This window comes from Cellulomonas alba (assembly GCF_030362835.1).
Classification (GTDB): Bacteria; Actinomycetota; Actinomycetes; order Actinomycetales; family Cellulomonadaceae; genus Cellulomonas; species Cellulomonas alba.
This window is the reverse complement of sequence record NZ_JAUCGQ010000003.1, coordinates 258,597-273,436: the sequence shown is the minus strand read 5'-3', so window position 1 is coordinate 273,436 and position 14,840 is coordinate 258,597. Positions and strand designations below refer to the sequence as shown.

At 73.3% G+C, this 14,840-nt stretch carries 17 protein-coding genes; 12 read left to right on the top strand and 5 right to left on the bottom strand.

Annotated elements, in window-relative coordinates; genetic code table 11:
- Positions 1-9: 9 nt before the first annotated feature.
- Positions 10-834, bottom strand: a complete 825-nt coding sequence (locus QRT04_RS16245; protein WP_289456700.1) for a M15 family metallopeptidase — start codon at positions 832-834, stop codon at positions 10-12.
- A 254-nt stretch (positions 835-1,088) separates the two neighbouring features.
- On the opposite strand from QRT04_RS16245, the gene QRT04_RS16240 reads away from it, so the two are divergent.
- The 9 genes from QRT04_RS16240 (at position 1,089) to QRT04_RS16200 (ending at position 9,398) form a co-directional block, all read left to right on the top strand.
- On the top strand, positions 1,089-1,832 hold the full coding sequence (locus QRT04_RS16240; RefSeq protein ID WP_289456699.1) for a helix-turn-helix transcriptional regulator: 744 nt from the start codon (positions 1,089-1,091) through the stop codon (positions 1,830-1,832).
- A complete protein-coding gene (sufB, locus tag QRT04_RS16235) occupies positions 1,829-3,265 on the top strand; it encodes a Fe-S cluster assembly protein SufB (protein WP_289456697.1) in 1,437 nt (478 codons plus the stop codon). Before QRT04_RS16240 ends, sufB begins: the two co-directional genes overlap by 4 nt.
- Positions 3,265-4,545 (top strand): Fe-S cluster assembly protein SufD, encoded by a 1,281-nt coding sequence (sufD, locus tag QRT04_RS16230; RefSeq protein ID WP_289456696.1) that lies wholly within the window; start codon positions 3,265-3,267, stop codon positions 4,543-4,545. The genes sufB and sufD overlap by 1 nt, the downstream gene beginning before the upstream one ends.
- Positions 4,542-4,877, top strand: a complete 336-nt coding sequence (locus QRT04_RS16225) for a non-heme iron oxygenase ferredoxin subunit (RefSeq protein ID WP_289456694.1) — start codon at positions 4,542-4,544, stop codon at positions 4,875-4,877. The genes sufD and QRT04_RS16225 overlap by 4 nt, the downstream gene beginning before the upstream one ends.
- Before the next feature lie 29 nt (positions 4,878-4,906).
- Positions 4,907-5,668 carry a Fe-S cluster assembly ATPase SufC gene (sufC, locus tag QRT04_RS16220; RefSeq protein WP_289456693.1) on the top strand — a complete coding sequence of 254 codons (762 nt, stop codon included), beginning with the start codon at positions 4,907-4,909 and terminating at the stop codon, positions 5,666-5,668.
- Between the two features lie 90 nt (positions 5,669-5,758).
- On the top strand, positions 5,759-7,087 hold the full coding sequence (locus QRT04_RS16215) for a SufS family cysteine desulfurase (RefSeq protein ID WP_289456692.1): 1,329 nt from the start codon (positions 5,759-5,761) through the stop codon (positions 7,085-7,087).
- The gene (gene sufU / locus QRT04_RS16210) at positions 7,084-7,545 is read left to right on the top strand and encodes a Fe-S cluster assembly sulfur transfer protein SufU (protein WP_289456691.1); all 462 of its coding nucleotides are present in this window, start codon (positions 7,084-7,086) and stop codon (positions 7,543-7,545) included. The genes QRT04_RS16215 and sufU overlap by 4 nt, the downstream gene beginning before the upstream one ends.
- Positions 7,542-7,865, top strand: a complete 324-nt coding sequence (locus QRT04_RS16205) for a metal-sulfur cluster assembly factor (protein WP_289456690.1) — start codon at positions 7,542-7,544, stop codon at positions 7,863-7,865. Before sufU ends, QRT04_RS16205 begins: the two co-directional genes overlap by 4 nt.
- Positions 7,866-9,398, top strand: a complete 1,533-nt coding sequence (locus QRT04_RS16200) for a glycoside hydrolase family 43 protein (protein WP_289456689.1) — start codon at positions 7,866-7,868, stop codon at positions 9,396-9,398.
- A gap of 4 nt (positions 9,399-9,402) precedes the next feature.
- On the opposite strand, the gene QRT04_RS16195 is transcribed toward QRT04_RS16200, so the two are convergent.
- Positions 9,403-10,158 carry an MBL fold metallo-hydrolase gene (locus QRT04_RS16195; protein WP_289456687.1) on the bottom strand — a complete coding sequence of 252 codons (756 nt, stop codon included), beginning with the start codon at positions 10,156-10,158 and terminating at the stop codon, positions 9,403-9,405.
- Between the two features lie 93 nt (positions 10,159-10,251).
- On the opposite strand from QRT04_RS16195, the gene QRT04_RS16190 reads away from it, so the two are divergent.
- Complete coding sequence (locus QRT04_RS16190) at positions 10,252-10,845, top strand: TetR/AcrR family transcriptional regulator (protein ID WP_289456686.1); 594 nt, start codon at positions 10,252-10,254, stop codon at positions 10,843-10,845.
- Between the two features lie 10 nt (positions 10,846-10,855).
- Positions 10,856-11,845, top strand: coding sequence for a type I glyceraldehyde-3-phosphate dehydrogenase (gap, locus tag QRT04_RS16185; protein WP_289456684.1), 990 nt, complete (start codon positions 10,856-10,858; stop codon positions 11,843-11,845).
- 79 nt (positions 11,846-11,924) lie between these two features.
- On the opposite strand, the gene QRT04_RS16180 is transcribed toward gap, so the two are convergent.
- The 3 genes from QRT04_RS16180 to QRT04_RS16170 are packed head-to-tail and all read right to left on the bottom strand — an operon-like array spanning position 11,925 to position 14,134.
- The gene (locus QRT04_RS16180) at positions 11,925-12,092 is read right to left on the bottom strand and encodes a hypothetical protein (protein WP_289456682.1); all 168 of its coding nucleotides are present in this window, start codon (positions 12,090-12,092) and stop codon (positions 11,925-11,927) included.
- Positions 12,093-12,137: 45 nt separating this feature from the next.
- Complete coding sequence (locus tag QRT04_RS16175) at positions 12,138-12,413, bottom strand: metal-sensitive transcriptional regulator (RefSeq protein ID WP_289456680.1); 276 nt, start codon at positions 12,411-12,413, stop codon at positions 12,138-12,140.
- A complete protein-coding gene (locus QRT04_RS16170) occupies positions 12,410-14,134 on the bottom strand; it encodes an FAD-dependent oxidoreductase (RefSeq protein ID WP_289456679.1) in 1,725 nt (574 codons plus the stop codon). The genes QRT04_RS16175 and QRT04_RS16170 overlap by 4 nt, the downstream gene beginning before the upstream one ends.
- Positions 14,135-14,236: 102 nt before the next feature.
- On the opposite strand from QRT04_RS16170, the gene QRT04_RS16165 reads away from it, so the two are divergent.
- Complete coding sequence (locus QRT04_RS16165; RefSeq protein ID WP_289456676.1) at positions 14,237-14,803, top strand: GNAT family N-acetyltransferase; 567 nt, start codon at positions 14,237-14,239, stop codon at positions 14,801-14,803.
- Positions 14,804-14,840 lie beyond the last annotated feature (37 nt).

Below are 14,840 nucleotides of genomic sequence, written 5' to 3'. Positions count from 1 at the left end.
CGCGCCGCCTCAGTAGGTGGGCGCGGCCGGCAGGCCGAAGTACTCCTCCAGGCTGTGGGCGCCCGACGCCGCGTACCTCGCGGCGAACGTCTTCCCGACGTACCGCAGGTGCCACGGCTCGGGGTCGTACCCGGTGACGGCTGTCTGGCCGGCTTCGTACCGGATGACGAAGCCGAACTCGACGGCGTGCTTCTTGAGCCACGCCGCCTGCGGGGTGTCGCCGAAGCAGGTCGAGTACGCGCGGCAGGTGCCGGTCGAGGGGCGCATGTCGGCCGCGAGGCCGGTCTGGTGCTCCGAGTAGCCGGCGCGCGCCGAGAGCACGTCGGCCTTGGCGCGGCCCATCTTCGCGGCCCAGCCGGCATACGTCGTGACCTGCTCGGCGTACGAGCGGTACCCGCTGCTCGGGTACATGGGCACGCCGTCCTTGCCGGCCGCGTGCATGAGCGCCACGAGCGCGTCCGCGGCGTCGGGGCGCAGCGTGCGGCCGTAGCCGACGGACACGACGTCCGGCCTGTAGCTGCGCGGCTTCAGCGGACGACGCTTGTTGACGACGACCAGCAGCGCGTCGGGGTCGTCGATCTGCGCGAGCTCCGCGGGGGTCGCACCCGTCGGCGCCGCCGCGCCCGCCGGCGGGTCGGCCGGGCTCGCGGTGGGCGAGCCGGTCGTCTGTGCCTCCGCCGCGTCACCGGCGGCGCCCGCGGCGGCCGCCAGCGCACCCGGCGTCGACGACCCGCCGGAGTCCTCGGCCGACGAGCCGAGCAGCGAGCACCCGCCGAGCGCGAGCGCGATCGCAGCGGCCGCACCGGCGAGGGCGTGCGCGCGGCGTGCGGGCATGCGCGGCCTCCTCGTCGGGGCAGGTGGGGCGGGTGGAGAACGTTCGCGGACGAGCGGGGTCACGGTAGCGCGTCGGCGCCCGTGTGCCGTTCGTCACGAGCGTGCGGCGAGACCCGGGCAAACGGCCCGGGCAAGGGTCGCCTTGCTTGCGTGGATGGATTTCGGCAACGACGATGTTGCCAAATGTCGGTGCCGATGGTGCGGTCAGTCGCCCGGTACCGGTCAGCTCTCACCGAGGTCCCGCGGAGGTGTGCATGAGCGCGACGCTGCCCGTCGCCGAGCGTGCCGTGACCGACGTGCCCGACGCGGCCTCCGACGCCAGCACGCGCCAGCGCCTGCTGCGCCTCGTCGCGACGGACGGGCCGATCGCCGCCCCGGACCTCGCGGAGCGCCTGGACCTGACCCCGGCCGGGGTCCGCCGGCACCTCGGTGTGCTGCTCTCCACCGAGCAGATCGCCCTGCACGACGGGCCGGCCGGTGGCCCGGCACGGCGGGGTCGTCCGGCCCGGCACTACGTGGTCACGAGCCGCGGTCAGGCGGCGCTCTCGCAGCGCTACTCCGAGCTCGCGACCGAGGCGCTGCGCTACCTGGCCGCCACGATCGGCGAGGAGGCCGTCGCCGGCTTCGCGGAGGAGCGGGTCCACGCGCTCGAGGCGCACCTCGCCGACGTCCTGCGCCAGCTCGACGGCGCCGACGTCGCGCAGCGCGCGCAGGCGATGGCCGACGGCCTCACCGCCGAGGGGTACGCCGCGACCGCGCGACCCGTGCCCGGCAACTACGCGATCCAGCTCTGCCAGGGCCACTGCCCGGTGCAGGAGGTCGCCCACCAGTTCCCCCAGCTGTGCGAGGCCGAGACCCGGGCGTTCGGACGCCTCCTCGGCGTCCATGTGCAGCGGCTGTCCACGCTGGCCTCGGGCGGTCACGTCTGCACCACCAGCATCCCCACGATCACTCGCTCCACCGCCCCCACGTCGTCCCCGGAAGGACCGACACGATGAGTGCACCCACCGAACCGCTGAGCCCGCTGACGCAGGACGAGACGATCGCGTCCATCGGCAACTACACCTACGGCTGGCACGACAAGGACACCGCCGGCGCGACCGCCAAGCGCGGCCTGAACGAGGACGTCGTCCGCGAGATCTCGGCCCTCAAGGGTGAGCCCGAGTGGATGCTGAAGACCCGCCTCAAGGCGCTGCGGCTGTTCGAGAAGAAGCCCATGCCGTGGTGGGGCGCGGACCTGTCGGGCATCGACTTCGACAACATCAAGTACTTCGTCCGCTCGACCGAGAAGCAGGCGGCGAGCTGGGACGACCTGCCCGAGGACATCAAGAACACGTACGACCGGCTCGGCATCCCCGAGGCGGAGAAGCAGCGCCTCGTCGCGGGCGTCGCGGCCCAGTACGAGTCCGAGGTCGTCTACCACCAGATCCAGGAGTCGCTCGAGGAGCAGGGCGTCATCTTCCTCGACACCGACACGGGCCTGCGCGAGCACCCGGAGATCTTCGAGCAGTACTTCGGCTCGGTGATCCCCGTCGGCGACAACAAGTTCGCGTCGCTCAACAGCGCGGTGTGGTCGGGCGGCTCGTTCGTCTACGTGCCGCCGGGCGTCCACGTCGAGATCCCGCTGCAGGCCTACTTCCGCATCAACACGGAGAACATGGGCCAGTTCGAGCGGACGCTGATCATCGCGGACGAGGGTTCGTACGTGCACTACGTCGAGGGCTGCACCGCGCCGGTGTACTCGTCCGACTCCCTGCACAGCGCCGTCGTCGAGATCATCGTCAAGAAGAACGCGCGCGTCCGGTACACGACCATCCAGAACTGGTCGAACAACGTCTACAACCTCGTGACGAAGCGGGCGACCGCCGCCGAGGGCGCGACGATGGAGTGGGTCGACGGCAACATCGGCTCGAAGGTCACCATGAAGTACCCGGCGATCTACCTGCTCGGCGAGCACGCGCGCGGCGAGACGCTGTCGATCGCGTTCGCGGGCGAGGGCCAGCACCAGGACGCGGGCTCGAAGATGGTGCACGCGGCGCCGCACACGTCGTCGTCGATCGTGTCGAAGTCGGTGGCGCGCGGCGGTGGCCGCACGTCGTACCGCGGGCTGGTGCAGATCCTCGAGGGCGCCTCGCACTCGGCGTCCAACGTGCTCTGCGACGCACTGCTCGTCGACCAGATCTCGCGCTCGGACACCTACCCGTACGTCGACGTCCGCGAGGACGACGTGTCGATGGGCCACGAGGCCACGGTGTCGCGCGTCAGCGAGGACCAGCTGTTCTACCTGATGTCCCGAGGCATGCCGGAGACGGAGGCCATGGCGATGATCGTGCGCGGGTTCGTGGAGCCCATCGCGCGCGAGCTGCCCATGGAGTACGCCCTCGAGCTGAACCGCCTCATCGAGCTGCAGATGGAAGGGGCCGTCGGCTGATGACGACCACCACGAACGAGACCGGGCTGTCGACGGACCACTCGCGGGCCGTCGCCGACGGGGCGCACACCCACGGCGTCGGCGGGGTGCCGCAGTCGTCGCGCGCCGCGCGCCGGACGAGCTTCGACGTCGCCGACTTCCCGGTGCCGACGGGCCGCGAGGAGGAGTGGCGCTTCTCGCCGGTCGACCGCCTCGCGCCGCTGTTCGCCGCCGACACCGACGGCGTGCTCTCGGGCCACGGCGTGCTGACGGCCGTCGTCGACGCGCCCGAGGTCCGCGTCGAGCTGGTCGACCGCGGCGACGAGCGGCTCGGCCGCGCCGGCCGCCCGGGCGACCGCACCGCCGCCACCGCGTGGGCGTCGTACCACCGCGCGACCGTCGTGACGATCCCGCGCGAGGTCGTGGCGTCCGACGTCACGGTCGTGCGTGTCGAGGGCACGCTGCCCGAGGCGACGGCCGGCCACGTGCTGGTGCATGCCGAGCAGCACTCGCAGGGCGTCGTCGTGATCGACCACGTCGGCTCGGCGACGTTCGCCGAGACGGTCGAGGTGGTCGCCGACGCCGGCGCGCACCTGACGGTCGTGTCGGTGCAGGACTGGAGCGACGGCGCCGTGCACGCCGCGTCGCACCGCGTGCGGGTCGACCGCGACGCGACGGTCAAGCACATCGTCGTGACGCTCGGCGGCGACGTCGTGCGCGTGACGCCGGACGTCGAGTTCGTCGGCGAGGGCGCGAGCGTGCAGCTGCTCGGTCTGTACTTCGCCGACTCCGGCCAGCACCAGGAGCAGCGTCTCTTCGTCGACCACGCGGTGCCGAACTGCGTCAGCCGCGTCACCTACAAGGGCGCGCTGCAGGGCGAGGGCGCGCACACGGTGTGGGTCGGCGACGTGCTGATCCGCGCGGCCGCCGAGGGCACCGACACGTACGAGCTCAACCGCAACCTCGTCCTCACGGACGGCGCGCGGGCCGACTCGGTGCCGAACCTCGAGATCGAGACGGGCGTCATCGAGGGCGCGGGCCACGCGTCGGCGACCGGCCGGTTCGACGACGAGCAGCTGTTCTACCTGCAGGCGCGCGGCATCCCGGAGACGGACGCCCGCCGCCTGGTGGTGCGCGGCTTCTTCGCCGAGCTGATCCACGAGATCGGCGTGCCGAGCGTCGAGGAGCGGCTCATCGCGTCGATCGAGAAGGAGCTCGAGGCCTCGATGTCGGAGCTGACCGCTTCGACCCCGGTCGCCGTCGAGGGCTCCGAGGTCGGTGTCACGACGGAGCACGCATGACCGCACAGCTGGCCTGCTTCGACTCGGACGTCCCCGTCGGGGGCACGCTCCGCGTCGAGCTCGACGGCGTCGACGGCGGCGTCGTCGAGGTCGCGATGGTCCGCGACGAGGACGGCGAGCTGCACGCGATCAGCGACATCTGCTCGCACGGCCAGGTCTCGCTGTCCGACGGCGAGGTCGAGGGCTGCACGGTCGAGTGCTGGCTCCACGGCTCGCGCTTCGACCTGCGCACCGGCAAGCCGCTGTCCCCGCCGGCCATCAAGCCGGTCCCTGTCTATCCCGTGACGATCGACGGCGAGCGCGTCCTCGTCGACGTCGACACGCCCCTCTGACTCAAGCTTTCCCCCGGAAGGAACCCCACATGGCCACCCTGGAGATCCGCGACCTGCACGTCAGCGTCGAGACCAAGGAGGGCGCCAAGCCCATCCTGCGCGGCGTCGACCTGACGATCGGCAGCGGCGAGACCCACGCGATCATGGGCCCGAACGGCTCCGGCAAGTCGACGCTCGCGTACTCGCTCGCCGGCCACCCGAAGTACCAGATCACGTCCGGCACCGTGACGCTCGACGGCCAGGACGTCCTCGCGCTCACCGTCGACGAGCGGGCCCGCGCCGGCCTGTTCCTCGCCATGCAGTACCCGGTCGAGGTGCCGGGCGTGTCGGTGTCGAACTTCCTGCGCACCGCCAAGACGGCCATCGACGGCGAGGCGCCCGCGCTGCGCACGTGGGTCAAGGACGTCAAGACGGCCATGGAGAACCTGCGGATGGACGCGGCGTTCTCGGAGCGCTCGGTCAACGAGGGCTTCTCGGGCGGCGAGAAGAAGCGCCACGAGATCCTCCAGATGGAGCTCCTCAAGCCGCGCTTCGCGATCCTCGACGAGACCGACTCGGGCCTCGACGTCGACGCGCTGCGCATCGTGTCGGAGGGCGTGAACCGCGTCCGCGAGAACTCGGACGTCGGCGTGCTGCTCATCACGCACTACACGCGCATCCTGCGCTACATCAAGCCCGACTTCGTGCACGTCTTCGTCGACGGCAAGGTCGCCGAGGAGGGCGGGCCGGAGCTCGCCGACCGCCTCGAGAACGAGGGCTACGACCGGTTCCTGACGAGCTCGGTCGCCTGACACGACCGGCTCGGGCGGGGACGTCCGCCGCCCGGGCCGCACGTCGTCGGGTCGTTCGACGGCCGCAGCGCCGCCGGAGGGAGAGGGAGCATGACGAGCACCATCGACGCACCGAGCGACCTCGGAACGCCGCGCACGCTCGGCGCCGCCGAGCTCGCCGCGGTCCGCGCCGACTTCCCGCTGCTCGAGCGCACGCTGCGCGACGGGCGGCCGCTCGTGTACCTCGACTCCGGCGCGACGTCGCAGAAGCCCGAGGTCGTGCTGGACGCCGAGCAGGACTTCTACGTGCAGCGCAACGCGGCCGTGCACCGCGGCGCGCACCAGCTCGCCGAGGAGGCCACGGAGGCGTTCGAGGACGCGCGGGCGCGCGTCGCGTCGTTCGTCGGCGTCTCGCCGGGCGAGCTCGTCTGGACGTCGAACGCGACCGCCGGCATCAACCTCGTCGCCTACGCGCTGTCGAACGCGACGCTGGGCCGCGGGGGAGAGGCCGCCCGCCGGTTCGCGCTCGCGCCCGGCGACGAGCTCCTCGTGACCGAGTCGGAGCACCACGCGAACCTCGTGCCGTGGCAGGAGCTCGCGTTCCGCACGGGCGCGACGCTCCGGTGGATCGGGGTCGACGACGACGGCCGCCTCCGGCTCGACGAGCTCGACGGGGCGGTCACGGACCGCACGCGGGTCGTGGCGTTCACGCACGCGTCGAACGTGACCGGTGCGATCACCGACGTCACGCCGTTCGTCGCCGCGGCGCGGCGCGTGGGCGCGCTCACCGTGCTCGACGCGTGCCAGTCGGTGCCGCACCTGCCCGTGGACCTGCACGCGCTCGGCGTCGACTTCGCCGCGTTCTCGGGCCACAAGATGCTCGGCCCCACCGGCGTCGGCGCGCTGTACGGCCGGCGCGAGCTGCTCGAGGCGATGCCGCCCGTGACGACCGGCGGCTCGATGGTCGAGGTCGTCACGATGACGGAGACGACCTACGCGCCGCCGCCGCAGCGGTTCGAGGCGGGCACGCAGATGGTCTCGCAGGCCGTCGGCATGGGTGCCGCCGCGACGTACCTGGCCGAGCTGGGCATGGACGCCGTCGCCGCGCACGAGCACCACCTCGCGGGCCTGCTGCTCGACGCCGTCGCGTCCGTGCCGGGCGTGCGTGTGATCGGTCCGACGGACACCCGGGACCGGCTCGCCGCCGTCTCGTTCGTGGTCGACGGCGTGCACGCGCACGACGTGGGACAGGTGCTCGACGACGCGGGCGTCGCCGTCCGCGTCGGCCACCACTGCGCGCAGCCGCTGCACCGCCGGTTCGGCGTCGCCGCGACGGCCCGCGCCACCGCCGCCGTCTACACGACGGACGAGGAGATCGCCGTCTTCCGGGAAGCACTGGCGGGGGTCCGGCCGTTCTTCGGTCTGGGAGGTGGCGCATGACGAGCTCGATGGAGCAGCTGTACCAGCAGGTGATCCTCGACCACGCGAAGTTCCCGCACGGGCGGGGCCTCGGGGCGAGGGCGGACGGCCAGTCGCACCAGGTCAACCCGACGTGCGGCGACGAGGTGACGCTGCAGGTGGACGTCGCGTCCGGCGTCGTGGACGACGTCCGGTGGGAGGGTCAGGGCTGCTCGATCTCTCAGGCCTCGATCTCCGTGCTGCACGACCTCGTGGTCGGCCAGGACCTCGCGCACGTCGACCACCTCGCGGAGACGTTCCGCGCGCTCATGCAGTCCAGGGGCGCGGGGCTCGACGACGAGGCAGCCGAGGACGAGCTCGGCGACGCCAACGCCTTCACGGGCGTCGGCAAGTTCTCCGCCCGCGTGAAGTGCGCGCTCCTCGGCTGGACCGCGCTCAACGACGCACTCATCAAGTCCGGCGCCCGGGAGGACGCATGAGCATCGAATCCGCCGCGAACGTCGCCGACGTCGAGGAGGCCCTCAAGGACGTCATCGACCCCGAGCTCGGCATCAACGTCGTCGACCTCGGCCTCGTCTACGGCGTCGTGATCGACCAGACGAACACCGCCGTCATCGACATGACGCTCACCTCGGCGGCCTGCCCGCTGACCGACGTCATCGAGGACCAGTCCGCGCAGGCCCTCGAGGGGCTCGTCGACGGGTTCCGCATCAACTGGGTGTGGATGCCGCCGTGGGGTCCGGAGCGCATCACGTCCGACGGACGCGAGCAGATGCGCGCGCTGGGGTTCAACATCTAGATGGCCGACGCGAGCAGCCCGGTCGACGGCGACCGGGCGACGTTCAGCAACCCCGTCGTCTGGCAGGACTTCGCCGACGGTGACGTGATCCGGGTCGGCGACGCGTACTACTACTCGGCGTCGACGATGCACTACTCGCCGGGCGCGCCGATCCTGCGCTCGTACGACCTGGTGCACTGGGAGCACGCGGGGCACAGCGTGCCGCGGCTCGACTTCGACTCGGACGCGTACGACCTGGTGGGCGGCCAGGCGTACGTGCGCGGCATCTGGGCGTCCGCGTTCGCGCACCGTGCGTCCGACGGCACGTTCTGGTGGCTCGGCCAGGTCGAGTTCGACCGCACGTACGTGTACCGCGCGCCGGCGGTCGACGGGCCGTGGACGCGCCACGCGCGGCTCGAGCACGTCTACTACGACGCGGGCCTGCTCTTCGACGACGACGGCGCGGTCTACGTCGCGTACGGCAACACGACGATCAGCGTCGCCGAGCTCACGCCGGACCTGACCGGCCAGGTGCGCGCCCAGGTCGTGCTCGAGACGCCCGCGAGCATCGGCGTGCTCGAGGGCGCGCGTCTCTACCGCCGCGGCGACTGGTACTACCTCTGGCTGACGCGCCCCGCCAACGGCCAGTTCGTCGCGCGCGCCGCGTCGCCGTTCGGCCCGTACGAGCTGCGCGAGGTGCTGCTCGACCTGCCCGGTCCCGTGCCAGGCGGCGGCGTGCCGCACCAGGGCGGCCTCGTCGAGACCGTCGAGGGCGACTGGTGGTACGTCGCGTTCACCGACGCCTACCCCGGCGGCCGGATGCCGACGCTCGCGCCGGTCCGGTGGACCGACGACGGGTGGCCCGAGCTCGTGACGGTCGACGGACGGTGGGGCGCCACGTACCCCGCGCCCCCGATCGCGACCGACCGTGCGGTCGCGCCGATGACCGGCCTCGACGTGTTCGAGGGCGACTCGCTCGGGCCGCAGTGGGAGTGGAACCACAACCCCGACCCGGAACGCTTCCGCGTCGGCGACGGCCTCCACCTGCGGACCGCCACGGTGACGGACGACCTCTACGCCGCGCGCAACACGCTGACCCGCCGCATCCAGGGGCCGACGTCCACGGCGACCGTCGAGCTCGACGTCGCCGGCATGACGGACGGGGACGTGGCGGGGCTCGCGATGCTGCGGCAGACGTCGGCGTGGATCGGCGTGGAGCGCGCGCGTGACGGCCTGAGGGTCGTGATGAGGGACGGCCTGACGATGGACGCCGGCACCTGGGAGACGACGAGCACGGGCACCGAGCGCGCTGCCGTGGACCTGACCGGGCCGCGCGTCTGGCTGCGCGCCCACGCCGACATCCGCCCGGACCACGGCGTCGCGACGTTCGCGTACAGCACGGACGGCGCGACGTTCGTGCCGCTCGGACCGGAGTTCGCCCTCGACAGCGCGTGGCAGTTCTTCATGGGCTACCGGTTCGCCGTCTTCCACCACGCGCGCATCGCAGGGGGTGGCGAGGTCGTGGTCCGCGGGTTCGAGCTCGCTGTGCCCTGAGCCGTCAGCCCGGGCGCGCCGCGAGCTCGACGTTCGCGCGGTGGATCGCGGCGACCCAGTCCTGGTCGAGGCGTGCGTCGACGGGGTCCTCGCCGCGGCGTAGCGCCTCGATGTACGCGCGGTCGGCGGCCACGCGCTCAGCGACCTCGGCACCCCGCGCGACGCTGCCGTGGCCGGGCACCACGACGTCGACGTGCCGCGCGGCCTCGCCGAGCCGGTCGAGCGCGTCCGCGTAGGCGTCGACCTGGCCTGGCCGGTTCCGGTCCAGGATCGGGATCAGCAGGTCGGAGAGCATGTCGCCGGCGACGAGCGCGCGGCGGTCGGCCAGCAGGAGGGCGACGTGGCCGGCGGCGTGCGCATCGTGCTCGAGCAGCTCGCCCGGGATCGGCCCGCCGTCCGCAGGGAGCGGCGTGACGAGCGCGACCAGGTCGAGCGGGACGCCCTCGGCACTCTGCGCCGCCATGTCACGAGCCCGTTCCTGCGCCGTGGTCGCGACCGCGGCGGCGGCGGCCGTGGCGTAGCGCGGCACGTCCCCGAACCGCGGGTGCCACAGCAGGTGGTCCCAGTGGGGGTGCGTGCACAGGCCGGCGACCACCGGAAGCCCGAGCGCGTCCACGTCGTCGGCTAGCTCGGTCAGGTCGGCGCCGCCGATGCCGGGGTCGACGAGCACGAGACCGTCGCCGGCTCGGACCACGGTGGCGTTGCTCGCCACCCACTCGCTCTGTCGCACCCACACGCCGTCGGCCACCGGAGTCAGCACCGGTCGACTGTGTCAGGGGGCGCGGGCGGCGGCAACCAGCGCGGAGGAGCTGGTCGGCTAGCGACTGTAACTACTAGTATGTACAGTGGCGGCATGACCGCACGGGAGGACCTCACCACCGCGATGGCCGACCTGTTGTGGGAGCGGGGCTACGCGGCCACCAGCCCGAAGGACGTGATGGAGCGCGCCGGGGTGGGGCAGGGCAGCATGTACCACCACTTCGCGGGCAAGCACGAGCTTGCGGTCGCGGCGTTCCGCCGCTCGATCGACGTCGTCCTGGCGGCGACGAGCGTCCTCGAGGGCGAGGGCGACCCGATCGAGCGGATCGAGCGCTACCTGGCCGAGCCGCGCCCGGGCACGCAGGGCTGCCGCGTCGGGCGCATGACGCAGGACCCGCAGGTGGTGTCCGACCCCGAGCTGCTGGGTCTCGTCGCCGACGCCTTCGAGGTCGCCGGACGCCGCTGGGAGCGCGCGATCGCTGAGGCGGTCGAGGCCGGCGAGCTGCCGCCGAGCGTCGTGCCGGCCGAGCTGGCCCTCACGCTCCAGGCCGTCATCCAGGGCGGCTACGTGCTCGCCCGCGCCCGCGGCTCGCAGGAGCCCATGGACGCGGCGATCCGTGGGGCCGTCGCGCTGCTCCATGCGGCGCGAGGCCCGGCGACGTCACCCGGTCCGTCATCCAACGAATGAGGAGACACCTATGACTGTGCGAGTCGGCATCAACGGCTTCGGCCGGATCGGCCGGTCCTTCCTGCGCGCGGCGCTCGCGACCGAGGCCGACGTGGAGGTCGTCGCCGTCAACGACATCACGGGCGTCGACACCCTCGCGACGCTGCTCGAGTGGGACTCGATCTCGGGGCACCTGGACGGCGTGCACGCCGACGGCGACACGATCGTGGTCGGTGACGCCAAGCTGCGCGTGTTCGCCCAGCCGGACCCGGCGCAGATCCCGTGGGGCGAGGTCGGGGCAGACGTCGTCATCGAGTCGACCGGGCGGTTCACCGACGCCGCCGGCGCGCGCAAGCACCTCGAGGGCGGCGCGCGGAAGGTCATCATCTCGGCGCCGGCCAAGGGCGACGTCCCGGCCGTCGTGCTCGGCGTCAACAGCGTCGACCCGGCGAGCTCCGACGTGTTCTCGAACGGCTCGTGCACCACCAACTGCCTCGCGCCCATGGCCAAGGTGCTGCACGACGCGTTCGGCATCGAGTCGGGCCTCATGACGACGGTGCACGCCTACACGAGCGACCAGCGCCTGCACGACGCGCCGCACAGCGACCTCCGCCGGGCGCGCGCCGCCGCGATGTCGACGATCCCGACGTCGTCCGGTGCCGCGAAGACGATCGGCAAGATCATCCCGGAGCTCGACGGGAAGCTGACGGGCTTCGCGCTGCGCGTGCCCGTGCCGGTCGGCTCGATCACCGACCTGACGGCGCAGCTGACGCGGCCCGCCTCGGCGGCCGACGTCAACGCCGCGTTCCGCGAGGCGGCGTCGTCCGGCCCGCTCGCGCCCTACCTGCAGTACAGCGAGGCTCCGCTCGTGTCGGCGGACATCGTGGGCAACCCGCACTCGGCGATCTTCGACGCACCCCTCACCCAGGTCGTCGGGAGCCAGGTGAAGATCCTCGCCTGGTACGACAACGAGTGGGGCTTCTCGAACCGGCTCGTCGACCTGGCGCAGCTCGTCGGCTGAGCCTCGCCCGGACGCCACGAGGCCCGGGACCCGGCACGGAGCCGGGCCCGGGCCTCTCGTCGTCGCGGCGCGACCTCGCTCAGCGACCGAAGAGCCTGCTGAGGAAGCCGCCGTCCTTGCGCGCCTGGTCCGGGTGGCCGGCGCACCACTGCGCGGCCGGGACGGAGCGCTGGACGTCGGCGACGTGCTGGCCGCAGCCCGCCCAGGTGGTCTTGCCGCAGGTGGAACAGGTGGTGGGGTAGCACACGGTGGTTCTTCTCCTTGCTGGGGTGTTCGGCGGTGCGGGCTCGCGTCAGGCGAGCATGAGGAAGAGCTTGCGGAGCTCGTCGGTGGTCAGTCCGTCCTCCGCGGCGGCCGTGCCGCCGGGGTCGACGACGCAGTCGCGCATCGCGGTCGCGACGATCGCGTAGCCCGCCTTGTCGAGCGCGCTCGTGACGGCGGCGAGCTGCGTGACGACGTCGCGGCACGAGCCGCCTGTCTCCACGGCCGTGATGACGGCGTCGAGCTGGCCGCGCGCGCGGCGGAGGCGGTTGAGGATGCTGCGCTGGGCTTCGGCGTCGGGGGTCATGCGACGAGTGCCTCCTCGGTGACGAGACGGGTGGTGGCCTGGCGGCCGAGCGCGGCGCGCAGCGTGAGCATGCCGCCCGAGAGCGAGGCCGAGTCGAACCCGGCCTGGCTGAGCACGCGGTGCGCGATGTGCGAGCGGAGCCCGGAGCCGCACAGCGCACGCACCGGTCGGCCGGCGGCGGCGGCGCGCACCTCGTCGAGGCGGTCACGCAGCTCGGTGTGGGGCACGTTCAGCGCGCCGGCCACGTGCCCGGCATCGAACTCGGCGCGGCTGCGCACGTCGAGCACCAGCGCGGTGCCGAGCGCGTCGTCGAGGTCGGCGGCGTGCCAGAGGCGCAGCCTGCCGTCGAGGACGTTCGAGGCCGCCATGCCGGCGAGGTTGACCGCGTCCTTCGCCGACCCGAACGGCGGCGCGTACGCGAGGTCGAGATCGATGAGGTCGCCGACCGTCAGGCCCGCGCGGATCGCCGTGGCCAGCACGTCGATCCGCTTGTCGACGCCGTCGGCGCCCACGGCCTGCGCGCCGAGCAGCCGTCCGTCGTCCGCGAAGTGCACGACCAGGTGCACCGGGCTCGCGCCCGGGAACCAGCCGGCGTGCTGGCTCGGGTGCAGGTGCACGGTGTGGTGCGCGACGCCGGCCTCGGCGAGCGCGGCGCGGTTCGCGCCCGTCAGGGCCGCGGCCAGCTCGCCCACGCGCACGATAGCGGTGCCGAGTGCGGTCGGGATCGGGCGTGCCGTCTCGGGGCGCAGGATCGCGTCGGCGACCTGTCGACCCGCGCGGTTGGCCGGCCCCGCGAGCGGGACGGGCCGCCTGACACCCGTGACCGTGTCCGTCGCGACGACCGCGTCGCCCGCCGCCCAGACGCCGGGGAGGTTGGTGCGCCCGTGCTGGTCGACGACGATCGCGCCGCGCTCGCACGCCACGCCCGCCGCCTCGAACACCGCGGTGTCGGGCCGCACGCCGACCGACAGGACGACGAGCTCCGCGGCGAGCCGCGTGCCGTCGGCGAGCACGACCGTGTCGTGCCGCGGCCCGTGCTCGACCTCCGTCGCGCCGACCCCGTCGTGGACGGCGATGCCGAGGCGCTCGAGCTCGGCCGTGACGAGCGAGGCCAGCTCGGGCTCGAGCGGCGGGAGCACGTGGCTCGCGAGCTCGACGAGCGCGACCTCGAGGCCGGCCTGCGCGAGCTGCTCGGCCGCCTCGAGGCCGATGAAGCCGCCTCCGAGCACGACCGCACGGGGCGCGCCCGCGGTCACCTGGTCGCGCAGCGCTCGGGCGTCGCCGACGGTGCGCAGCGTGCGCACCCGCGGCGAGTCGACGCCCGGCAGCGGGGGAGTGACGGCGCGGGCACCGGGGGCGAGCACGAGCGCGTCGTAGGGCAGCGTCACCCCGCCCTCGGCGGTCCGGACGTGCACGACCCGCGCGGTCGCGTCGAGGCCGACGACGTCGTGCCCGGGGCGGACGTCGAGGTCGAGCGCGGCGCGCAACGACGCCGGCGTCTGCACGAGCAGCTGCTCGGCCGACGGGATCTCGCCGCCCACGTGGTACGGGAGGCCGCAGCCGGCGAACGAGACGTGCTCGCCGCGCTCGAGCACGACGATCTCGGCGCGCTCGTCGAGGCGGCGTGCGCGCGCGGCGCAGCTCATGCCGGCCGCCACGCCGCCGACCACGACGATGCGCGTGGGCGGCCCGGGCTGGGTCGGGATCTGTGCGTGACTCATGGCCCCATCGTATACCCCTGGGGGTATACATCGAACCGCGCCGGGTTCGGAGCCGCCGGAATGAGTGCGGTCGGTGCGTTGCCGCAGACCTACGGTGGCCGGATGGAGATCCGCGCCGCCGTGCCCGGGGACCAGCGGGCCGCCGACGAGGTGGTCGCCGCCGCGTTCGGGTCCGACGGCGCGCACGTGCTCACGATGACGAGGGCGCTCGACACGACGGGCGCGAGCCGCGCCGACCTCGTGGCGGACGACGGTGGGGTCGTGGGGTACGTGCGGCTGAGCCGCGCGTGGGTGGACGCGCGCGACCGGCTCGTCGACGTCCTGATGCTCACGCCGCTCGCGGTCGCGCCGGCGCGTCAGGGCGAGGGCGTCGGGACGCGGCTCGTCGCGGCGGCGCTCGCGGCGGCCGAGGCTCTCGCGGCGCCCGCCGTGTTCCTCGAGGGTGACTGGCGCTACTACGGCCCGCGCGGGTTCGAGCCCGCGTCGGCCCGGGGGTTCGAGCGGCCGTCCGTGCGGATCCCCGAGCCAGCGTTCCAGGTGGCGACGCTCGCGGCTCTCGAGCCCTGGATGGCAGGGCGCGTCGTCTACCCCCAGGCGATGTGGGAGACCGACGCGGTGGGCCTGCGCGACCCGCGGCTCGCGAGGGTCGAGGACGCCGAGCGCGGCTGACGCCGGGTCGTCACCGCGCGGGTGTCGGTGGTGCGGA